Origin of the sequence: Sphingobium limneticum, assembly GCF_008710155.1 — a bacterium.
Taxonomy (GTDB): domain Bacteria; phylum Pseudomonadota; class Alphaproteobacteria; order Sphingomonadales; family Sphingomonadaceae; genus Sphingobium; species Sphingobium limneticum.
This window is the reverse complement of sequence record NZ_VYPZ01000001.1, coordinates 603,840-625,866: the sequence shown is the minus strand read 5'-3', so window position 1 is coordinate 625,866 and position 22,027 is coordinate 603,840. Positions and strand designations below refer to the sequence as shown.

Annotated in this window: 19 protein-coding genes; 10 read left to right on the top strand and 9 right to left on the bottom strand. The window is 61.6% G+C overall.

The window, feature by feature from the left end; translation table 11 throughout:
* Positions 1 to 109: 109 nt before the first annotated feature.
* Positions 110 to 316 (top strand): hypothetical protein, encoded by a 207-nt coding sequence (locus F4U94_RS02400; protein WP_120252936.1) that lies wholly within the window; start codon positions 110 to 112, stop codon positions 314 to 316.
* Between the two features lie 40 nt (positions 317 to 356).
* On the opposite strand, the gene F4U94_RS02395 is transcribed toward F4U94_RS02400, so the two are convergent.
* Both F4U94_RS02395 and F4U94_RS02390 read right to left on the bottom strand, forming a co-directional pair.
* Positions 357 to 1,187 carry an MBL fold metallo-hydrolase gene (locus F4U94_RS02395; protein ID WP_232016207.1) on the bottom strand — a complete coding sequence of 277 codons (831 nt, stop codon included), beginning with the start codon at positions 1,185 to 1,187 and terminating at the stop codon, positions 357 to 359.
* Positions 1,188 to 1,473: 286 nt separating this feature from the next.
* On the bottom strand, positions 1,474 to 2,229 hold the full coding sequence (locus tag F4U94_RS02390; RefSeq protein ID WP_120252938.1) for an SDR family oxidoreductase: 756 nt from the start codon (positions 2,227 to 2,229) through the stop codon (positions 1,474 to 1,476).
* Positions 2,230 to 2,300: 71 nt separating this feature from the next.
* On the opposite strand from F4U94_RS02390, the gene F4U94_RS02385 reads away from it, so the two are divergent.
* Positions 2,301 to 2,942: a TetR/AcrR family transcriptional regulator gene (locus F4U94_RS02385; protein ID WP_120252939.1), complete on the top strand. Its 642-nt coding sequence runs from the start codon at positions 2,301 to 2,303 to the stop codon at positions 2,940 to 2,942.
* Between the two features lie 36 nt (positions 2,943 to 2,978).
* Here the strand turns inward: F4U94_RS02385 and F4U94_RS02380 are convergent, their stop codons facing one another.
* Positions 2,979 to 3,440 carry a GNAT family N-acetyltransferase gene (locus F4U94_RS02380; protein WP_120253531.1) on the bottom strand — a complete coding sequence of 154 codons (462 nt, stop codon included), beginning with the start codon at positions 3,438 to 3,440 and terminating at the stop codon, positions 2,979 to 2,981.
* A gap of 54 nt (positions 3,441 to 3,494) precedes the next feature.
* Entirely contained in the window at positions 3,495 to 3,833 is a 339-nt protein-coding gene (locus F4U94_RS02375) for a hypothetical protein (protein WP_120252940.1), read from the bottom strand.
* A 132-nt stretch (positions 3,834 to 3,965) separates the two neighbouring features.
* Between F4U94_RS02375 and F4U94_RS02370 the strand changes: the two genes are divergently transcribed.
* The gene (locus tag F4U94_RS02370) at positions 3,966 to 4,325 is read left to right on the top strand and encodes a hypothetical protein (protein ID WP_120252941.1); all 360 of its coding nucleotides are present in this window, start codon (positions 3,966 to 3,968) and stop codon (positions 4,323 to 4,325) included.
* Between the two features lie 250 nt (positions 4,326 to 4,575).
* Here the strand turns inward: F4U94_RS02370 and F4U94_RS02365 are convergent, their stop codons facing one another.
* The gene (locus F4U94_RS02365) at positions 4,576 to 6,156 is read right to left on the bottom strand and encodes a prolyl oligopeptidase family serine peptidase (protein WP_120252942.1); all 1,581 of its coding nucleotides are present in this window, start codon (positions 6,154 to 6,156) and stop codon (positions 4,576 to 4,578) included.
* A 482-nt stretch (positions 6,157 to 6,638) separates the two neighbouring features.
* On the opposite strand from F4U94_RS02365, the gene F4U94_RS02360 reads away from it, so the two are divergent.
* Positions 6,639 to 7,088, top strand: coding sequence for an SDR family oxidoreductase (locus F4U94_RS02360; protein ID WP_197716505.1), 450 nt, complete (start codon positions 6,639 to 6,641; stop codon positions 7,086 to 7,088).
* A 72-nt stretch (positions 7,089 to 7,160) separates the two neighbouring features.
* Here F4U94_RS02360 and F4U94_RS02355 read toward each other — a convergent pair whose 3' ends face one another.
* From F4U94_RS02355 to F4U94_RS02345, 3 genes are all read right to left on the bottom strand, one after another.
* The gene (locus tag F4U94_RS02355; protein WP_120252943.1) at positions 7,161 to 8,381 is read right to left on the bottom strand and encodes a Ca2+-dependent phosphoinositide-specific phospholipase C; all 1,221 of its coding nucleotides are present in this window, start codon (positions 8,379 to 8,381) and stop codon (positions 7,161 to 7,163) included.
* 23 nt (positions 8,382 to 8,404) lie between these two features.
* Positions 8,405 to 10,684 carry a TonB-dependent receptor gene (locus F4U94_RS02350; RefSeq protein ID WP_150411828.1) on the bottom strand — a complete coding sequence of 760 codons (2,280 nt, stop codon included), beginning with the start codon at positions 10,682 to 10,684 and terminating at the stop codon, positions 8,405 to 8,407.
* 119 nt (positions 10,685 to 10,803) lie between these two features.
* The gene (locus F4U94_RS02345; protein WP_120252945.1) at positions 10,804 to 11,976 is read right to left on the bottom strand and encodes a TetR family transcriptional regulator; all 1,173 of its coding nucleotides are present in this window, start codon (positions 11,974 to 11,976) and stop codon (positions 10,804 to 10,806) included.
* A 37-nt stretch (positions 11,977 to 12,013) separates the two neighbouring features.
* Between F4U94_RS02345 and F4U94_RS02340 the strand changes: the two genes are divergently transcribed.
* Complete coding sequence (locus F4U94_RS02340) at positions 12,014 to 13,336, top strand: MFS transporter (RefSeq protein ID WP_170271894.1); 1,323 nt, start codon at positions 12,014 to 12,016, stop codon at positions 13,334 to 13,336.
* A gap of 58 nt (positions 13,337 to 13,394) precedes the next feature.
* Here the strand turns inward: F4U94_RS02340 and F4U94_RS02335 are convergent, their stop codons facing one another.
* Positions 13,395 to 14,123, bottom strand: a complete 729-nt coding sequence (locus tag F4U94_RS02335; protein ID WP_120252947.1) for a FadR/GntR family transcriptional regulator — start codon at positions 14,121 to 14,123, stop codon at positions 13,395 to 13,397.
* Positions 14,124 to 14,320: 197 nt separating this feature from the next.
* On the opposite strand from F4U94_RS02335, the gene F4U94_RS02330 reads away from it, so the two are divergent.
* Genes F4U94_RS02330 through F4U94_RS02310 form a run of 5 tightly spaced genes read left to right on the top strand, consistent with a single transcriptional unit; the run spans position 14,321 to position 22,024 of the window.
* Entirely contained in the window at positions 14,321 to 16,993 is a 2,673-nt protein-coding gene (locus tag F4U94_RS02330) for a TonB-dependent receptor (protein WP_120252948.1), read from the top strand.
* A gap of 23 nt (positions 16,994 to 17,016) precedes the next feature.
* The gene (locus F4U94_RS02325; RefSeq protein ID WP_150411827.1) at positions 17,017 to 18,696 is read left to right on the top strand and encodes a GH39 family glycosyl hydrolase; all 1,680 of its coding nucleotides are present in this window, start codon (positions 17,017 to 17,019) and stop codon (positions 18,694 to 18,696) included.
* An 18-nt stretch (positions 18,697 to 18,714) separates the two neighbouring features.
* A complete protein-coding gene (locus F4U94_RS02320; protein WP_232016211.1) occupies positions 18,715 to 19,980 on the top strand; it encodes an MFS transporter in 1,266 nt (421 codons plus the stop codon).
* Positions 19,977 to 21,155, top strand: a complete 1,179-nt coding sequence (locus F4U94_RS02315) for an L-rhamnonate dehydratase (RefSeq protein ID WP_120252950.1) — start codon at positions 19,977 to 19,979, stop codon at positions 21,153 to 21,155. The genes F4U94_RS02320 and F4U94_RS02315 overlap by 4 nt, the downstream gene beginning before the upstream one ends.
* A complete protein-coding gene (locus tag F4U94_RS02310) occupies positions 21,152 to 22,024 on the top strand; it encodes an NAD(P)-dependent oxidoreductase (protein ID WP_120252951.1) in 873 nt (290 codons plus the stop codon). The genes F4U94_RS02315 and F4U94_RS02310 overlap by 4 nt, the downstream gene beginning before the upstream one ends.
* The last annotated feature ends 3 nt before the right edge of the window (positions 22,025 to 22,027 follow it).

The window sequence follows — 22,027 nt, the reverse complement described above, 5'->3', positions numbered from 1 at the left end:
CCTCCAAAAAGCAGCCTTGAATCAAGCGATATGCTCCACGTCAATCATCTCAACGCAAGTGGTTGTCGAAGCCGGCTGACATTGCAATCATGTCCGCCTGGAGGATTCGATGGCTTTGGTGGAAGTGCTTGAGGGCGAGGATTTGGAAAAGCTGCTGTTCGTGGCTGAGTTCGACTTCCTGCCGCGTGTTGGCGAACACCTTGCCCGAGATATAGATGGCTATTTTCGCTATTATCACATCGTCAAAATCTGGCACCGGCAAGACGCAACGGACGGCGTGTTTCGGGCATGTCTGCTCGTCACGCTCGACGATTGATGATCCCGAATTTGTCCACGTCGCCTAGTCTCGATCCGAATTAGCCAAACTCCTTTGTCTCAGCAGGGCGCATCGCGACGAACTTGCCCGCTTCGATACCGCGCGCCTTCATGCCGGCCGCAAGCCGCATAGCGGGATCTTCCCAGTGTTCGTCCGTCAGCTTGAACGTACCCCAATGCATGCCGATGGCAGCCTGTGCGTCAAGGTCGACCATGATCTGGATAGCGTCTTCGGGATCGGTATGCTGCGCCGCCATGAACCAGCGGGGATCATAGGCGCCGATGGGAAGAAGGGCGAGATCGACCGGCCCGAAACGCGCCCGCAGATCGCGAAAGATCGCGCCCGTACCATAGCCTGTGTCCCCGGCGAAATAGACCAGCCTGCCACCGGCTCGCACCATGAAGCCACCCCACAAGGCCATGCGTCGGTCCCGCGGCCCGCGAGAGGACCAGTGTAGCGCGGGAACGATATGGGCCTGTGCACCCTCTGCTATCTCGAAGCGGTCGAACCAGTCGCCCGTCTCGACACGGGCATTTGGAATATGCCGATGAATGATGCTGTCATTGCCCAGAGGCGTGATGATCCTGGGATCATGCCGTGCGTGCAGCGCCCGAAGCGTCGCGATGTCGAGATGATCATAATGATTGTGGGACAACAGGATCGCATCGATCGGCGGCAGGTCGTCCATCGCTATGCCCGGGGCGGTCACGCGGCGCGGACCGGCAAAGGCGATAGGGCTGGCGCGGTTGGACCAGACCGGATCCGTCAGGATGTTGAGCCCGCCGGTCTGGATCAGCACGGAGGCGTGGCCGACCATGGTGATCCGCAACCCCTCGACCCTGGCGGCTGGCACGATGGGGGATACCGGCACATGTTTCGGCCATGGCGTTTTGGGTGCCGTGCGATACCAGCGAAATATCTCACGCAGGGACCGATCCGTTTCCGGCTCACCCTCCACGTTTTGAAATCGATGCCCGTCGAAATGGGAGGTGACGGGGCCGTGATAGTAGCGATTGTTCGATGACATTATGGCCAATACCAGATTTGGGTGCGGTCGATGCCCGCTACGCCGATGATATAGTGGGCACCCGGAGCGGTTGAAGGGCTAGGTCACCATCGGCGCATTACAAGGAAAACTCCGCCGCTGATCGCCGTCGTTACCTACCCACCGCCCAAGCGATCGCATCTTCGCCGGCTGGCAGGACCGTGGGGCAATTCGGATCGGTCGCCGCGCGGAAGATGGCCTCTGCCACGTCCTGTGCGCTAGTGACCGGACCGGCCTCGGCGCTTTGCATCATGGCCATCGTCTGTTTCGCAAATTCGGCATAGGGGGCGGGAAAGCCGCCAGCCTCCATGATATGCCCCTGGGCCGTGGAGGCAAAGCTGGTCGATGGCGCCATGCCCGGCACGACCACACGGGCCTTGATACCGAATTGCGCAAGTTCAAGCGCCGCCGACTCCGTCAGTGCGGTCATGGCGGCCTTGCTCGCGCGATAGACTGACAGCAGGGGTAATGGCTTGTAGGTCGAACTGGAACTGATGTTCACGATCGTCCCTGCACGCCGCTCACGCATGCCGGGCAGAACTGCCTGCATCATCGCGATGGTGCCGAAAAGATTGGCTTCGAAGATGCCCCGCACCGTTTCCATGGGCGTGCCCTCAATAGCGTTCAGCCAGCCGATGCCGGCATTGTTGACGAGGACGTCGATGGGGCCGGACTCGGCAACGGCCGCAGCGACGCTTTCGGCAACCGTCACGTCGAGCGGCAATATCCGCATCCGATCCGAAATCGGCAGGCTGCTGGCAGCGGGATTGCGCATGGTCGCAATGACGTTCCAGCCGCCTTCCAGGAAATGAAGCGCGGTATCGCGGCCGAAGCCGGTCGAACAGCCGGTGATGAGAACGCTACTCATGGTGAAACTCCTTGCGAGGCATCGTTGAGGTCGCCAAGATATGAATAATCCTTCAGTTTTGGAATTCGCATATGAACCGGCCCGCCCCATCGCTTCTCAAGCCCCGCAAAGCGCCGCAACAGGCGCGCTCTACCGCAACGATCGAGGCGATACATATCGCCACCATTCAGGTTTTGCTGGCCGATGGCGTTGGGCGGCTCACGACCACGCGCGTGGCTGAGCGGGCGGGCGTGTCGGTCGGCACGATGTATCAATATTATCCGCACAAACAGGCACTGTTGTTCGCGCTGGTCGAGCGCCAGTTCGATCTGATCGAAAGCGCAATGCGGGACGCTTCCGATCGCCTCATGGGCTGTAATCTGGAGGCGATTGCCAAAGGGCTGGCCATGGCCTGGCTGGATGCCAAGATGGCAGACGTTGTCGCCTCTCGCGCCATCTATGGCATCGCTGCCGAATTCGATCTTTCGGAGCTGATGAGCAGGGCAGCGCGATGCATGACGCAGATGATCGAGGGTCTGCTTGCCGATGCGCCCGGCACCGACTTTGCCGATCGAAGATCAGTCGCCTTCATGCTGGCGGCTTTGCTCGGAGGCTCGGTGCGTGTGGTTATGGAAGCAGAGGCGTCTGAAGAGAATTTTGCATGTCTGCGCCGTGAACTGCCGAAGGCATGTCACGCTTACCTCACCGCAACCAATCGGAGCGTTGTGCGATAAAGGCACCATCGGCTCCAGTGCAATGAAAATTGGCCCCTAAGCGAGCGACAGGTCGAGCCTGAAAAACTGGTTGTGGAGGCTCGGCCGATAATCGGCAAATGCGTCGCACGACAGGAATCCCGCGCTGCGATAAAGCGCGATAGCCGGCGCATGGAGCGTCGCTGTGCCCGTTTCCAGGCTGAGCCAGCGATAGCCGCGCTTTCGGGCCTCGGCTATAATGTGCCTGAGCATCGCTCGGCCCACTCCCGTTCCGCGCGCTGCGGGAGCCGCGCGCATTGACTTGACTTCACCATGCTCGGGATCGAGCTCCTTCATCGCGCCGAAGCCTGCAAGAACATCGTTGTTCCATGCGGTCCAGAATGTGACGCCGGGCACGGACAGGCCAGATGCATCAAGCGCGAAGGCATGTTGCGCCATCACCTCTTGAAGCTCGCGCAGATGATGCGTCAGCAACTCGGTGACATGGGCTCCCTTCGGATCATCCTGTCTGATTTCCATCACGCGCCCTTTCGCTTCCATACGGCTGCCGAGCCGGCTGCCCCATCACCGCAATCAGCGTTGCTTTTTTACGATAGTCGCCGTGAAGTCCGGATCCTTGTTTGCGACCCAGTCGACGAATTTGCGAATATTCGGATTTTCCAGCAGGCCAGCCACGACCATGCCGTGGCGCTGCAACTCGGAATTGGTGAAATTGGTGATCAGCGTCTGCTGGCAGATGGAGTGCATCGGCACGACATCGCGACCGCCACGGCTCTTGGGTATGGGGTGATGCCAAACGATGGTCTTGCCGGTCGGGCGGCCGCATAGCCAGCAGGCCACCGGTTCTTCTGAAGCTTGGTCTTCCTGCGGAAGATGATCATAGGGATCGTGTTTCGAACGTTTGCGGGCCATAAATCGATTTAACTGCCTTGATTTCGGTTCGGCTATAGCGATGCGATCGCCGCTGTCATATTGGCAAGTTAATAAACCGGCCCCTTGTCGAAAATCGGACTCCTTATAAAAAAATCGAGACGGAAAACAGCAATGACAAACGCATTGAAACCATGGGATGGCGAACGAGTCCGCACATGGCTGGAACGCCGGTTCGAGGTATCCCGGCTGGATCAGGCTGCGGCGGACCGGCGCGGCTATGAGGCGCGGGACGATTATGACAAGGCTGCTGCCGAAGAGTGGGTTTGCCGCATGCTCAAGGCTGCCGATTGCACGAACGAACAGGCCGCGTTCGCCGGACGCCTTAAAGAACTGATCGGCCAAGACGAATATCCGGCGACGAGCATCCATGACGATGTCCGGTTCGAACGGCATGTTCGCAGCCACCTCAGGAAGCTCGTCAAGATGACGAAGGGAAATGAGGGGTTCGAGAAGATGCTACACCATCAGTGAAAATGATGAAGCATTGCCTTGTAAATCAATGATTGTTAATTGTGATAAATGTTCAATATTATCATGATTAGCGCAGAGAATTTACGAGATTTATAAATTTAAAATTAGATGTCTATTGGTTTTGTAAAATAAGCGTGCGAATTTTCTCTTCCAATCGATCGGCAAGCGATGATCGAACGGGAGCGCCGGTTCGCAATTTTCGCCAGCTATTGTACGGTCTTTAGCATATGATCGAGAACCATCGGATCGATCACACGCATGGCACGACGTGGACGTCGTTGAAGCTGTTCTGCTTGAGCTTCATCCGGCCCTGTTCGAACCAGGGCGTGCCAAATTCGCCCCCGCCGCGAAAATGGCCAAGCACGACTACGCCCCCTGCCTCGATCCAGGCCGCCCATTGGGTGCCCAGCCAGCCGGGCGCCATGGCGAGGTTGAAACCGCCATAGCCGGTGATCACGGACGGCTGCGGCGTGGACAGGTCTAGGTCGGCGCGGGCGACGACATGATAGACGACGCGTGCGCCATCCGCGCTGCGGCAGTCGAGATCCAGCACTTGCGCGTCGAGCCGATATTTCGGTTCCGTCAGTCGTGTGACTTCACGGGTGGCGAGGTTGGCGGTGCAGAGCGCGGCAGCCCGGTCGAAGGTCGAAAAGACGAAGACTATTTCGCCATCTGCTGCGCGGACGATCGGGTCGATCATTGTGGGCAGCACGGCGTTCGGGCCGAAGGCATTGACCATCCCGCGTCCGGGTAGTGCAATTTCGCCTTCGATGCGGCCATCTCCGCCGATCGTGCGCAGGCGGGAATAGGTGTCGATCCAGTCGAGCAGGACGGCGCGCCCGCCAGTCACGGCGACAAAGGCGAGCACATCGTCGGACGCCGGGACGAGTTCTGTCCAGCTGTCCCGCTGCGTCGGCGTGGCGAGCGGGATCGACACCAACCGTCCGCGCGGCGCGCCGTCGTCGGTGATGGCGACGAAATTATCGCCGAGTATGTCGCCGCGGAAGATGCCCGGAACGTCTTTCAGAAAGGGTTGCCACCCATCCTCGCCCTGCGTGTCCAGGATGAAGGCGGGGCAGGGGGCAAGATGGTCGGCCATCAGGATGATGTGCCGCTTATCTGCGGCCAGCACCGGGCGTATGACCGGGTGGCCTGGCTTCACATCCTCCGGCGTCACGGCCGATGGGTTGTCGAGATACAGGCGATGGAGGGGCGGTTCACCAGCGATGGAGGCATCGAGCGCCGCATAGATGAAGCCGTCGCTGTCGGGCAGCCAGGCAAAGTTGATCGGTTTTTTGTGCGGAATGCCATCGACCAGGATCGCGCCGGTATCGATGTCCAGCACACGGAGCGCAGGTTCTTCGCGACCGCCCGCCGTCCAGGTGAAGATGATCTTCCTGCCGTCTGGCGATGGGCTGAGACTCGAGAGGCTGAGCGGCTCGTCGGTCCGCATCGCATTGAGATCGATCAATCGGCGGCCCGGCTCGGTTGGACCGGCGCAAACCTCTACCACGGTCAGATCCTGGCCTTCGGGCACATGGCGCCTGAACCAGCGTCCACCCGCGAAGGTGGGGGCGATGACGTCGTCCGTTTCGCCGATGGTGCGCACGCGGTCGGCGAAGTCGCCCAGGGTGGGAAGGGCGTCGAGATAATTTTGGGTCAGATCGTCTTGCGCGCTTTGCCACGCGATGACGGCGGGATCATCGTCTTCTTCCAGCCAGCGATAGGGATCGTCATAAGCCAATTCCCCGAAGCTGACGCGCTCGGGGCGGATGTCGCTTTGGGGATAGTCCAGGCGCGATGGGTGCAGCCCGGCGAGAATATCGGTCATCGATTACGATCCTGTTCGTCAATGATGTGGGTGATCGGATGTCGGCTACGGCGCGATCGGCAGCCCATTTTTTCAGACTGTCATTCAGCACCGGAAAGGGCAGCGCCCTTCGTTCGAGAATGGCGTCGGCCGCTGCGCTATCGGCCTCGACCGGGGCGACCGGCGCTACATGGATCGCACATTATAGCCGCGTGCCAGACCTGCCCGAACATGTCGTCGAGTGATGGGTTTGCGCCCTGGATCGCCATTCTATGCTCCTGCCTGATGAAAATTCAGAGAGAGGATCAGTAGCCAGGGTTTGTTTCGGCAGCTTAGTCGAGCATGCGAAACTGTTAGGAAACCGTCGAAAAGCATCGACGCTCAGCTGAGTGCGCGCTCCGTCCGACCGCCTTCCAGCCAATGCAATGGAGGGAGCAGATCGCCGCTGAATGAATATAATTCATCTCCGATGAAAAAGTGCCGTTTGCTCCTGTAACAAGCACCTGTTTAATCCGGCCTTCCTCTACGATGCGCGCCCAAGGGCGCGCCGTGCGGCACTGCCGTTCCTCAAGCAGTCCAGCGCGGCGTCGATCGTCCTGATCTCCAGCGTGTCAGGTCGCGAAGTGGACATGTTCGCCGAACCCTATGGCGTTCTGAAGGCCGCCCTGATCCATTATGGCAAGACGCTCTCGGTGCGTCATGCGCCTGATGGCATCCGCGTCAACAGTGTGTCGCCGGGCAACGTCTATTTCGCCGATGGTGTATGGGGAGAGATCGAACGCGAGACACCGGAGCTGTTTGCCGAATGTCTGGCACGCAATCCGCTGGGACGGATGGCGACGCCGGCCGAGGTTGCGCAAGCGGTGTTGTTTGTCGCCAGTCCGGCAGCCAGCTTCATCACCGGGACGAACCTTCTGATCGATGGCGGCTTGACGCAGGGCGTGCAGTTCTAACGGACGCATCATCTTCGCAAGAGCCGATACTATTGTATCGGCTCTTGCTTTGGTTGCCGGATAGAGGTCGCTTTATTGGGGCGCTGCACAGCGCGCGGTGAGCGCATTGCATCGCCAGCCCTTGACGAAGGGCGCCAAGTGATAACCATTGGCGTATATATTAGGCGCGGTCAGATAGTCGGTTGAAATGATCTGCGCGCCGCTGGCCAATGCCGCATCCCGGCGAGTGCCGTCATTCCGACGTGCATCTGCCGTATCGATGTCGGCGCGGGTCCGGACCAGATAGCCCTTTTGCACGGCGGCGCGAATGTCGGCGGCCCGTGTCCGCGCATTGTCGAACAACATGAAGGCCGTATGCGCCATGCCGGCCTTGCCCTGAACGAAGGCCATGCGCCCCTGTAATGAAGGCCGTCCGTCGAGATAAGGGGCGAAGGCAGGCAGATTCATGCCCGGCACCAGATAGAGGAACAGGAACTTGCCGCGAGCCTGCGCGACGGTAGGCCAGCGTTTGGCGAGTACCGCGGCCTCCAGTGTCGGCATGTCGTCCCGCAGATCGTCAGGCGTAAAGACCTTGTCCCGGCCCAATATCGTGCGGATGCTGTCATCCACTTCCTCGAAGGCAGCCTTGTCGAAGGGCGACACGACCGCAGCGCCCGGAATGACCTTGTCCAATCCCGACAATTTCGGTTCCAGCAGGATGAAGACCGGGCTGTGGTTCGGTTCCGAATCCGACCATTGTTTCAGGATCGTCAGGCAGGATTTGAGCGTCGGGCACTGGCTGCGAAAATCGAGGTCCGCGACATGGAAGACCTTCATGCCCGGCTTGGCCATTTCTTCGCGATAGATGGGCGCCAGATCGGTCGCGCCCTGTTCGCGCAACTGCCGATACGGCAACGGATCGGCATAGGCGCCGCCCTTGGGATCGGGCTGCATGTCGATCTCCACGCTACGCACACCACTGCGCAACTGCGCCTGAAGCGGCATTTGCACATAATCGAGCGTCTTGGCCATGTCGGTTATGCCGCCGGGATGTTCGTCCTGCATCGCGGCGGCCTTGTCGGGCGACAGGGTCTTGACCATCGACTGCATCAGCGAGGCGAGGCGAGGCGCCATCAGGGTCATGACGCGCGGGTCGGCGGGCATGGCGTAGCTGTTATGGGTGCCGACGACCTGGATCTGGTTGATCCGCAGGGAGTCTTCGGCCGACGCGGCGACAGGGTGCGGGGCCTGCGCCACCGCCACGCCCGCAAGGAGCGCAGCGGCAGCCAGGCTACCGATGATGGACATTTTCATGATGCGTGTCTCCGGTCCGACGATCAGAAGCTGACGTTGACGAAGCCGCCGACCGTGCGGCGGGCATTGGGCGAGGTATAGTGGAGCAGGCCAAGTGCACCGTAATTCTGCCAGCCGGTCGAAAAATAGGTGTCGAACAGGTTGCGCGCATAGACGCCGAACTCGACCTTCTTGCTGGGCAGCGCAAAGGTCAGGCGGGTGTTGACCAGCCCATAGCTCGGTACGTTGGAATAAGCGGGCTGGCCCACGACGGTCCAATATTCGCTGCGATAGGCATAGTCGGCATGGGCGCGCACGCCGAAGCCGGAGTCGAACGCGGTTTCATAGTCTATCGCCGCCGTGCCGGACCATTTGGGGGAGTTGGTCAGGCGCGATCCGGTATAGTCGGTCGTGGCATTATAGACATAGTCGGTGAACTTGGCATCGGTATAGCTGAGTGCGCCCGACAGGGTCAGGCCGCGAACCGGCTGCACCGCGACATTGCCTTCCACGCCCTGCGTCCGCAGGCCGCCGGCATTGCCGATCACCGTCGCGTCCAGCAGGCCGCCATTGCCGTCCGGGATCTTGGTCAGGATCGTCGCCTGGAAATCCTTGAAGTCGGACCGGAAGATATCGAGGTTCACACGCAAGCGGCGACCGAACCATTCGGACTTGATGCCCGCTTCCCACGCCTTGACCGTTTCGTCGCGATAGGGCGCATATTTGTTGCCGACAAACGCGATGCCGGCCGGTTTGTAACCGGTCGAATAGCTCGCATAGAGCATCACATTGTCGGTGACCTGGAACTGCGGGGCGATGCGGTAGGAGAAGTTATTGCCCGAAGCCTTGCCATAGTCGATGGCGGGCGCGGCGCTCGAACCGACGAAGATCGGGGTGTAGCCCGCGATCGGCACCGGATCGACCGTGATGAAGTCCAGTCCCTGCGAATTATTGTCATGGGTGTAGCGGCCGCCCAGCGTCAGGCTGAGGCGATCCGAGATGTTGAACTTCAACTGGCCGAAGGCGGCCATCGTCTCGTTCTGTGCATCGAAGCGCGAGGCATTGGCGTTCACCCCGATCGCGCCGGTCAGCGCGAACAGCGTCCGGGCCGGCACGCCATTGGTATAAAGCGGGGTACCCAGCGTACCCCATTGCAATTGCACCTGACGGGCGCGCAGATCATTGTAGAAACCGCCGACCAGCCACTCGACGAACCCGCCGGTGGGGGAGGCGAGGTGGACTTCCTGGCTGACCTTCTCGGTATCCAGATAGCCGTTGTTGAACGGAATATAGGCGTAGCGATCGACGGGCACCAGGCTGGCGGGCGTCGCATTGTCATAGCGGGTCCGGCGATAGGCCGTGATCGACGTCAGGTCGAGATCGCCCAGCTTCGCATTCAGGCGCAGCGAGGTGCCCCATTCCTCGGTGGTGATCTGGCCGAAGGAGGAGTCGGCCGTGTCGGCGCTTTCCGGGCCTGGGAAGACGCCCAGTTCTTTGAGGATCGCGGTGACGGCGGCGGGCTGACCCGATACCGGCGTACGGACGCTGCTGTCCCAATGATAGGCATAGTCGCCCGACAGCATCAGGTTGAAGCTGTCCGACGGTTCCAGATAGAGCTTGGCGCGGCCGCCATATTCATGCTGCGATCCGACCTTGCGGTTCAGCGTCACGTTACGGCCGAAGCCATCGAACGCCTGATCGAACCCCGACACGCGCAACGCCGCGATCGGCCCCAAAGGGATGTTCACCGTGCCATTCAGAATACGCTCTTCATGCTCGCCGAAGCTGGCGCTGGCCTTTGCCGACGTGTCGCCGATCTTGGGCTTGCCGGTCGTCACCGCGATGACGCCCGATGTGGCGTTCTTGCCGAACAACGTGCCCTGTGGTCCCATCAGCACGTCGACGCGCTCGATATCGACCAATCCGGTCAGGCCGTTGGCGCGCTGGCCATCCATCACGACATCGTCGACGACGACGCTGACGGATTTGGCATTGGAAAAGTCGAACGACGTGCTGCCGACGCCGCGGATCTGGAAGGCGGCACCCTGCGTCGGGTCATATTGCACGCCCGGCATGGTATATTGAAGGTCGGTAACGGAGGTATAGCCGGTCTTGGCCAGCGTCTCGCCGCTGATCGACTGGATCGCCAACGGCACCTTCTGGCTGCTTTCAGCGCGCCGCTCTGCCGTCACCACGATTTCCGTGAGGCCCGTGTCGTCCGCAGCTTCCTGTGCATAGGCGATTCCCGCGCCGACCGGCGCAGCGGCGCCCATCAGCATCGTGGAAATCAGGTAAAAGCGGCGCTTTCCCTTGAGAATCGACATGATTGTTGTTCCGTCCCTGTGAATGTCGGGCCGGCCCTAGAAGGAGTTGGTGACGGTTTTAAGACGATCGTTCGGCTATTTATTCCCAAAAAAAAGGCATTGTAAAACGGTTGTACCGTTCAGCTGAACAGTTTCATGGCTTCGGGTGCCGATGGTGGCGCTTCTCCTATGGCCAACATGCGCAGGCCGTTGCCGATGAGCGCCATGACCATCGCCTGCACACGTGCGCGGTCGGATCCGGGGACGATATCCAGCCATTGCGCAATCTGGACATGCACATTTTCCGCGCGTCGCCGCCGCATGTCGATCGCAAAGGGGATGAGGTCGGGGTTCCACAACGCCGTCAACGCGCTGTCATGGGTCAGGCGGATCACATCGCCGCTGCCGGGCGCCACGGCATTGGATGCGCGTATATCGGCGCGCATCCGCCGATAGATCGCCTCTACCCCGGCGAACAGAATGTCCCGCTGGGTCGGATAATGGTGCGCCACGCTGGATGCGGCCATGGCGCAGGCCTGGCCGACGACGCGGTGCGAAAGCGCGCCCACGCCCTGCGCGATGATCACGTCGGCGATATGTTCGGCAATGACGGCCTTTGCGCCCTCGGGTGTTTCGGCCGCCTTGCCGAGCGCGGCGGCAGCCGGCACCGCCAGCCGATCGACCAGTTGCATATGCCATCTGTTCCGATCGTCCGGGATCGGTGGGCTGTCGTCGCGCAACAGGGCGCGCACCGTGGAATGGCGCAACAGCCGATAATCGACATTATCGGCCAGCAGCAGCGAAAAGGGCTGCTCATCCAGGCAATAGCGCGCGACCCTGCGGCTCAGGGCTTGCGGGTCTGGCGCGGCGTGCAGCAGGTCGCTCCAGAGTTGTTCGCCATGGTCGAGCAAGACCTTCACGTCCGGTATCGCTTGGGGGTCGCGACTGGCGAGGAGCGCAAGTTCGCAGGTCACGATCGCCGACGTCCGCCTTTCGGCCAGATCCAGCCATTCGCAGATCAGGTCGGGCAGGATGTGCGCCGCGACCGGATCGACACCGACGAACCGTTGCTGCCAGCTTTGTGCGACCGCGCAGAGCAGTTCGATTTCCCGTGCCACGATCGCGCTGACCAACGCCGCGCGGTCGCCGATACGGTAGCTGATCGAACCTACCGATATGCTTGCCTGATCGGCAACGGTGCGCAGGCTCATACCGGACAATCCCCGCTGGGCGATCACGGTTCGGGCGGCATCCAGAATGGCTGCATTGCCTTCAAGGCTGCGAGTGGGGCTTCGATCGAGAGAACGGGTCATGCGCCATTGCATATCGCCTGGTGGCGAACAGTCCAGCATGACAGGTCGTCGCGGTCAGATTGTCGCCAGCCTGTCATGCATCGCGCCTATCGGGCCGGACGTGACCCAACGCCGCCTGCTCCCGATCATCTTCGGCATGACCCATGCGGGCAAGAGCCTGCTCTGGGCGGGCGCGGACGCCTTCACCCTGTTCATCCTCATCAAGGTGCTGGACATTCCGCCGGTCATGGCGGGCACCTTGTTCGTCTTATCCTCCTTTTGGAATGCGATGGTCGATGGCATCTGGGGGCATATCGTCAATCGCCGCATGGCAATCCGCGCGATGTTACCGGGCGTGTGCGGTCTGGCGGCTGGACTGGGCTGCCTTTCCTTTGCCATTCTGCCCTGGTTGCCGGCCGGGATCATGCCCGGGACGATTTTTGCCCTGTTCCTGTTCAGAACGACCTTCTCGCTCATCGACGTGCCCCATAATGCCACTGCGGCTGCGCTCGCCAATATCCATGGTCACTTGTCCGTTGCCCGGTGGCGCTCGATCCTGAGCGCGCTGACCGCGATCATGGTGGCGGCCGCTGCTTTGCCGATGACCGGCGCGGCAACCATGGTGCCGCACATGGCGCGCATGATATTCCCGGCCATTGCCCTCATGGCCTGCCTGTTGCTTGCGCCGCTGCCCTGGCTGATCCGCATGACGCGTCAGGCGACACCCGTTTCCCGCGCCGGGCGCTTGGACCGCGCCAAGAGGGTGCCGATGCGCGGACTTGGCCTGTTCTGCCTCTCCCAGATGCTCGGTTTCGCAGCGCTGGCCTGCATGGGAAAGGCGATGCTGCACACAGGCGCGCTGGAAGGTTGGCTGTTGGATTATGCCCTTTTGATCCTTACGATCGTCCGGCTGGCAGCCGTCGGCCTGTGGTCGCCGATCGCCGCGCATATCGGGTCGGCAAAGGCGCTCAGCCTGGCCTATATATGCAGCGCGCTTTCAGCCATCACTCTTCCCGCAGCGATCGGCCAAGGCGGATTGAGCGCGGCAATCATCCTCGGCCTGCTGGGATTGTCCCTGGGCGGCGTGATCCTGCTGGCCTGGTCCAGTTTTTCCGAACAACTGCCCCGTTGGGGGATGGCGGACGATCCGGCCGCCGCCGTCCGGGCCTATGGTTGGTTCACGGCGACAGCCAAGGTCGGTCTGGGCTTTTCCGGCCTGTTCACCGGTGCCTGGCTGGGTCAGGTCGGTGGTGGCTCGATCTGGGCGTTGTGGCTACTTGTCATGCCCGTCGCCCTATTATGCGTCGCAAGCGCCTCGATGGCCTGGTGCGGTTGGCGTTTTAGGATGCCTTTGGCTTCGCATCGCCTCGAACCGGCCTGAATTGGTAAGTGCGACGCGTGATGGCTAAATCTAGTATGAGAAATTAATCCGCTGCTGCTTATAACATGCCTGCATCGGTCGATGCGTTGCGGATCAACGCCAACATCTTCAGCCGGGCTTCCTCACCTTCGCCGCGCATGATCGCGTCGAATACGGCGTCATGGTCAGGCATGGGATCGCGCGATTCCTTGCGCTCGTCGCGCGCGAACCGGGTGGTCCAGGCGACTACGGCCGTGACGGACGTGGCTAGCGTGATGAGCGATTCGTTGCGTGTCGCGTGCAGGATCAGGCGATGGAAACTTTGATCCGCCGCACGGCCTTCGGCGGTTTGCAGGCCGAAACGGCGCATTTCCTCCAGGGCATGGCCCATGCGGGAAATATCCTGCCCATCGCGGCGCAAGGCTGCGAACTGCGCGGCAGCGGGTTCCACCACGATACGCAGCTCGAAGATGTCGCGCAGAAATTCGGCCGTCGGTCCGGCCTCGAACATCCAGGCGAGTACGTCCAGATCCAGCATGTTCCACCGCAGCCTGTCGGTAATGCGGGTGCCGCTCTTGGTCCGGCTATAGACCAGCCCCTTGGCCGACAGGACGCGGACAGCCTCGCGATAGGCGGTGCGCGACACGCCCTGTTCGGCGCTATAACGCTCTTCGCCTGGCAATATGTCGCCCGGCTGATAGCGCCCGCCGACGATCGCTACGCCCAGATCGTGGGCGATGCGGTCATGCACCGCCCGCTGTGTCGTGCTGGAAGGGCGGGAAAGCGGGTGATCGTCTGCTTGCGTCATGCTGCCTTCGTCAGCCTTGCCGTCCCAGCCGTCAAGGCTGATCCTGTCAAAATGCCATAATTGGTATGAGGAAAATTGGCATTTCCAGATGTAATCTGATTACTCCGTCAAATTATGGCTTGAATCCGTTTTGAACACGCGTCATCTAGTACGAGAAATAAAAATGACTCGGAGGGGATGCCATAATGAAAAGCGGAATGAAGCTGTCCATCTCGTTGTTCGCGCTGCTGGCTGCGCAATCGGCCTTTGCCCAAGCAGGCGAAGATCAAGGCGCCAAGGATGTGAGCAATGGCGACATCATCGTCACCGGCATGCGCGCCAGTCTGTCGTCGGCGCAGAATATCAAGCGCAACGCTCAGCAACTGGTCGACTCTGTCGTGGCCGAGGATATCGGCAAGCTGCCCGACAATAATGTGGTGGAGGCATTGCAGCGGGTACCCGGCATTCAGGTGTCGCCCCGTGCCCGCGGCGAATCCGCCACCGTGTTGATCCGCGGCCTTCCAGACGTGGTAACCTTGGTCAACGGGCGCAATATCTTCAGCACCACCGGCCGCTCGCTCTCGCTGGCGGACGTGCCGGCCGATCTCGTCGCGGGGGTGGACGTCTACAAATCCCGCTCGGCCGATCAGCTGGAAGGTGGCATCGCCGGCCTCATCAACGTCCGCACCCGCCGCCCTTTCGATTTCAAGGGCTTCGAATTCGCGCTAGCGGGCCGCGAAGTCTATAGTGAGCAGCCGGACAAGATCGACCCCTATGCCAGCGCGCTGATCAGCAACCGCTGGTCGACCGGCATCGGTGAGATCGGGGCGCTGGTCAGCGTCTCCTACCACAAGACCCGCTACCGCGACGAAACCATCTATAGCGGCGGCTATTTCGGCTATAATCTCGATAATAGCCGCGCGCCTTACACGCCCGGCGTTCCGCTGGACCCGCGCGGCACCAATCCGACCGACCCCAAGGTGTTCAGGACCGACGTCATCGGCGCTTTCGACCGGATTGGCACGCGCACTCGTCCGGCGGTCAACGCCACGCTGCAATGGGCGCCCGACGATCGGCTCACCATCCACGCCGACGGCCTGTTCTACGGCTATCGCGAACGCGGCAACAGCAATCAGAATTTCACGTCGATGAACGGCACTCTGCTCTCGCCGCTGGTCTTCGTGGACGATACCAAGCTGGTCCAGTCGCTCAGCATCGCCAATGGCCGCGTCGCCAATTTCGGTGGCGCTTACCAGAATAAGGCCGATCGCTGGCAAGGCGCGCTGGGCGCCGACTGGGCGAGCGGCGATTGGAAGGCGTCCACCGAATTTTCCTATACCCGGTCGAAAGCCACCGATGCCGGCAATAATCTGGACGTGGATTTCATTGCCTCGCGCACCGACGCAGTGTTCAACGATGGATCGGGCGCCCCGCATTTCACCCTGCCCAATGACGACATGGCCGATCCGTCGCGCTATTATCTCTCGCGCCTGTCCACCACCCGCACGATCGGCGATGGCAAGGAACTGGCCTGGCGCGGCGACTTGTCCTGGCGCGCGCCCTTCCTCATCTTCTCCGGGCTCGACGCCGGCGTGCGCCTCAGTAAACGCGATGCCAAATCGGACAGCTTCACCCAGACAATCAATTGCGCCGCGACCGGCGCAGTCAAATGCTACAGCATCAAGGCCGCGAGCCTACCCGGCCTGATGACGGTAACGCCTGGCGACTTCTACAGCGGTACGCGCGAATATGTGCGCCAATGGGCAACGCCGACCACCGATTATCTGCTGAACAATATCGGCTCGCTGCGTCAATTGTTCGGCCTCGCGCCCGGCGACCCGGCCTTTCAGGACACGCAGCATTTCGATATCGAAGAGAAGAATTACGCCGGCTATGGCCAGGCCAATGTCGAAATCGGCCGGCTGGATGGTCAGATCGGCGTACGCGTCATCCGCACCGACATCACCTCCAACGCTTTTCTTGTCCTGCGCGGCGCGACATCGCCTGTTTCCATCCGGAACAAGAGCACGGATATCCTCCCCAGCCTGGCGCTGCGCTACAAGCTGAAGGACAATCTCTTCCTGCGCTTCGCCGCCAGCAAGACGATCACCCGGCCCAGCTTCGCCCAGCTTAATCCGGCTCTCACCCTGACCCCACCTGTACCGGGGCAACAGCCTTTCGGTCGCGGCTCCAGCGGCAACGCCGATCTGAAGCCGGTGCGATCGGACAATTACGACCTGTCGCTCGAATGGTATATCGACCGATCCAGTTCGATCACCGCGACGATCTTCCGCCGGGACGTCACCGGCTTCATCCAGTCCGTCACCAGCAATTTCGACATCGACTATCTGGGCGCGGACAATGGCGTCTATCAGATCACCAGGCCGGAAAATTCCGGGTCGGGCAAGTTGCAGGGCATTGAGGGCGGCTTCACCTTCTTCCCCAAGGAGCTGCCGACATGGCTGGATGGCATCGGCATCAGCGCCAACGGCACCTATATCGACGGAAAGAACAAGGCGCTCTCGCCACTGCCCGGCGTCACCGGCTATATGGACATTCCGTTCCAGAATGTGTCCAAATATTCCGCGACCGGCACGTTCATTTATGAAAAGGGCGGCTTCTCCGCCCGCGCCTCCTATGTCTGGCGCGACACCTATAATGCCGGGCTGCATTTTACCGGCGTCAATCCCAACTTCATCACCAATGGGCAGATCAGCAATCTTGACCTGTCCGTCTCTTATGAGATCAATCCCAACTTCACCATCGTCGCCGACGCGACCAACATATTGAAGAATCTCTACCAGACCTCGTTCAACGACCCAGGCCTCTACCCGCGCGATACCGTTCTCTACACGCGCACGTTCGCCGTCGGGTTCCGGGCGAAGATCTAATGTTCCTATCGAGAGGATACCATATGACGATTTCGAGGGTGATCGCTTCACTGTCCGTGCTGATGGCGCTGCCATTAGGCGCTGAAGCGCAGGACGCAAGGCAGGTCGCGATCGGCGTGGACGCAGCCAAGGCGGTGGGCAAACTGCCGCCGGTCTGGCGCTTCTTCGGTGCGGACGAGCCCAATTATGCGACGATGAAGGACGGCCGCAAATTGCTCGTGGAACTGGGCGAACTGAAGAAGGGCCAGGTCTATTTCCGCGCTCACAACCTGCTGAGCAGTGGGGATGGCACCGCCGCCTTCAAATGGGGCAGCACCAACGCCTATACCGAAACCAAGGACGGCAAGCCGGTCTATAACTGGGCTATCGTCGATGGCATCCTCGACGCCTATCTGGCGGAGGGCATCCGTCCCTATCTCCAGATCGGCTTCACCCCCGAAGCGATGGCCAATGCCACGGCGGGTACACCTTATCGCCATAGCTGGCGCCCCGGCTTCGCCTATAATCTGATCGCCACCGGCTGGACCTATCCGCCCAAGGATTATGAAAAATGGGCGGAGCTGATCCATCAATGGACGCTCCACAATATCGAACGCTATGGCCGGGCCGAAGTCGAAAAATGGTATTTCGAGGTCTGGAACGAGCCGAACTCGCCCTTCTACTGGACCGCCAGTCCGGAAGAATTCTACAAGCTGCATGATTATGCCATCGCCGCCGTGCGCAAGGCGTTGCCGACCGCGCGCGTCGGTGGACCGGACGTCGCCGGGCCGGGCGGCACCTTCATGGACGGCTTCCTGAAGCACGTTTCCTCCGGCAAAAATTATGCGACCGGCCAGACCGGTACGCCGACCGATTTCCTGTCCTTCCACGCCAAGGGCAAGCCGACCTTCGTCGACGGTCATGTCCGCATGGGCATCGCCACCCATCTGCGCGAAACCGATGGCGGCTTTACCAAAGTCCTGTCGATCCCCTCGCTCGCAAGCAAGCCGGTCGTGATCGGTGAAAGCGACCCCGAGGGCTGCGCCGCCTGTCCGGGGCCGGCCAACGCCTACCGCAACGGCACCATGTATAGCAGCTACACCGCCGCCAGCTTCGCGCGCATCTGGGAACTGGCCGAAAAGCGGAAGGTCAATCTGGAAGGTGTCGTGTCCTGGTCTTTCGAATTTGAGGACCAGCCCTGGTTCGCAGGCTATCGTCAGCTATCGACCAACGGCGTCGATCTGCCGGTGCTGAACGTTTTCCGCTTGTTCGCGCAATTGGGCGAAACGAAGCTGGCGACCACGAACACTGCGCAGGTGCCGCTCGACACGCTGATGAAGAATGGCGTGCAGGGGGATGCCGATATCGGCTCCATCGCCACCCGCACCGCCGATGGCAAGGTCGCACTGCTCGTCTGGCATTATCATGACGACGACGTCGCCGGGCCGGATGCCCAGATCAAGCTCAGCCTGAACGGCATCAAGGGCAAGCCTGCACAGGCCAAGCTGTGGCGGGTCGATGGCGATCATGCCAACGCCTTTAGCGCCTGGAAAAAAATGGGTTCGCCCCAATCGCCCGATCAGGACCAATATAAGCAGCTGGAAGCCGCATCGGTCATGCACGCGGAAACCCTGTCGATAGCGACAGGCCAGCGCGGCGGCGCCAGCATCGACCTGCGCCTGCCGCGTCAGGGCGTCGCCCTGATCGTCCTCGACGGTCAGTAAGGGCAAAAAATGGAGGCCATGACATCGGCAGGGGCGCGGCTTTACGCGGGGCGCTGGGCGATCGCGGCGATGATCACCGTCGCCATCGCCATCAGCTATCTCGATCGCCAGACCCTGCCCTGGGCGATCAAATATATTGAGGCCGACATCCCGATCGGCAACCAGACCAAGGCCTTCCTCGATTCCGCATTCCTCGCCACCTATGGCCTCATGTATCTGGGTGGCGGCTGGCTGCTGGATCGGGTGGGCACCCGGCGTGGTTTTCTGGCCATCATGATCTTCTGGTCGCTCGCCTGCGCCAGCCATGGCGTGGCGGGCGGCATCGCCGCGCTGGTGGTCAGCCGACTCCTGTTGGGCGTGGGGGAGGGCGGCGGCTTTCCGGCGGCCACCCGCGCCATTGCCGAATGGTTCCCGCCGCAGCGCCGCGCCGCCGCCATGGGCCTTGTCAATGCCGGGACGGCGGTGGGCGCAGTCATCGCGCCGCCGCTGATCGCGGGCATCCTTGCCTATGGTCACTGGTTCGACCTGGCCAGCTGGCGCTGGGTCTTCTTCATCACCGGCGGGTTCGGCCTGCTCTGGGCGCTCTGGTGGTTCCTGACCTATCGCACGCCCCCGCATGAACAGGCCCATGGCGAAGCGGATGCAGGACCGGCTCCGACCATCGCCATGCTCCTGTCCCGCCGCGAAGTGCGCGGCCTTGTCGCCGCCAAGTTCATGAGCGACGGGGCCTGGTATTTCTACCTCTTCTGGCTGCCCAAATATCTGTTCGAAGCGCATGGCTTCGACCTGAAACAGGCCGCGACCATCGGCTGGATACCCTATGCCGCATCGGGCGTGGGCAGCCTGTGCGGCGGTTGGCTTTCCAGCCGACTGCTCTCCACCGGCCGATCCGTCGACGCCGCGCGCAAGATTGCGCTGGGTTTGAGCGCTGCCTGCATGCCTTGGGTCATGCTCGCACCGTCGGCGGCTTCGGTCGCAGCGGTCATTACGATCTTCAGCCTCGCCTTCTTCGGGCAGCAAAGCTGGTCCACCCTCGTGATGACCCTGCCGACCGACCTTGCCCCGCGGAGCGCGCTCGGCCGTCTGGCTGGCCTCGTCGGCCTTGGCGGCGCGTTCGGCGGCATCGTCATGGGGCAGGCGGCAGGCTGGGCGCTCGACGCCGGGCTTGGCTACACGCCGGTACTGACGCTGGCCGCGACGCTGCACCTGATCGCCTTCGGGCTGATCTGCCTTTGCATCCCCCGCATTTCACAACTCACCTTCATTCGAAAGGCCGTTCCTTGAAAATCACCGAAATCCGCACCCGCGTCGTTCAGTGGGAAGGCGAAACCGTACCGCTGCCGCCGCATTTCTGCACCAATCCCATGGATCTGGTGTCGCCGATGCTGTCGCCCGAAACAATGGGCACCTTCACCTTTCACGGCTGGCTGATCGTCGAAATCTTCACCGACGCCGGGCTGGTCGGCATCGGCAATGCCGCACTGGCGCCTCTCGTCACCAAACAGCTCATCGACCAGTATCTCAGCCCCCTGCTGATCGGTCAGGACCCTTGGGATAGCGAGTTTCTGTGGCAGCATATGTACCGCAAGACGATGGCCTTCGGGCGCAAGGGCGTGGCGCTGGTCGCCATCTCCGCGCTCGACATCGCGATCTGGGACCTGATGGGGAAGGCCGCGAAACAGCCCGTCTTCCGCCTGCTGGGCGGCCGGACCAAGGCGAAGATCCCGGTCTATGCCAGCCGCCTCTATTCGATCCCGCTGGACGAACTGGCGCAGGAAGCCGCCGCCTACAAGGCGCAGGGTTATAAGGCGATGAAACTGCGTTTTGGCTGGGGGCCGATCGACGGCGCGGCGGGCATGGCCCGCAATGTCGAACTGATCCGCACCGTGCGCGAAACCGTGGGTGACGAAATCGACATCATGGCCGACGCCTATATGGGCTGGAGCCTCGACTATGCCAAACGCATGATGCGCCTGATCGAACCGTTCAACCTGCGCTGGCTGGAAGAAGCGATCATCCCTGACGACATTAACGGCTATCATGAGCTGCGCCGGTTCGGCACCACGCCGATCGCGGCGGGCGAGCATGAATTTACCAGCTATGGCTTCCGCCAGATGATAGAGGCGAAATCGCTCGACTATTTCCAGTTCGACACCAACCGCGTCGGCGGCATCACCGCCGCCCGGAAAATTCAGTCGCTGGCCGAAGCCTATTCCATTCCCGTCGTCCCCCATGCCGGGCAAATGCACAATTACCATGTCGTCATGGCCAGCCTGAACAGCCCCATCGCCGAATATTTCCCGATGGTCGATGTGGAAGTCGGCAACGAACTTTTCTGGTACATCTTCAAGGGCGAACCGCAGGCGGTAGACGGCCATATCGATCTGGACGACAATCTGCCCGGACTGGGCCTCGAAATCGACGAGGCCGCTCTCTCTCGCTTCAAGGTGATCGGATGACGAACAGGAAAATAGCGGTTCTGGGCCTTGGCCTGATGGGCGGCGGCATGGCGCGCCAGTTGCTGGCGGCCGGGTTCGACGTGACGGTATGGAACCGCAGCACGGACAAGGCGACGGCGTTGGGGCAAGCGGGCGCACGGATCGCCGCGACCCCCGCTGATGCCGCGACGGGCGCGGACGTCGTCGTTGCCATGCTGGCGGACGACGACGTGTCGCGCAACGTCTGGACCGGCGAAAACGGCGCGCTGGCGGCGATGGCGCCCGGCGCGATCGCGATCGAATCCAGCACCCTGACCGGCGACTGGGTGTTTGACCTTGCGCGGCAGGCCGCCGCGCAGGGCGTCGGCTTTCTGGAAGCGCCCGTCACCGGCAGTCGCGATCAGGCAGCGCAGGGAACGCTGCGCTTTCTGGTCGGCGGCGAAGCGGACAGCATCGCCACCGCCCGTCCGGCCTTCGACGCGATGGGCAGCGCGCTGGTCCATCTCGGCCCGGTCGGCAGCGCGGCGACGGTGAAGCTCGCCAATAATTTCCTGTGCGGCGTGCAGGCCGCCAGCCTTGCCGAGGCCATCGCCCTGTTCGAAAAACATGGCCTCGACGTCGAACAGGCCGTCTCCATCCTGTTCGACGGGGCGCCTGCCAGCCCGATGGTGAAGGGCGTTGGCCGCCGCATGCTCGACCGCGACTATGCGCCCCATTTCCTCGTGCCGCTGATGGCGAAGGATCTGGGCTATGCGGCGCAGGCGCTGTCGGACGTGGGCATCCGCCCATCCATTGCGCAGGCGGCGCGGCAACGCTTCCTGGATGCGGACGGCGCGGGGGAGGGGCAACGCGATATCGCCGCGATCGTCGAACCACTCAGAAAAGTCTGAAAA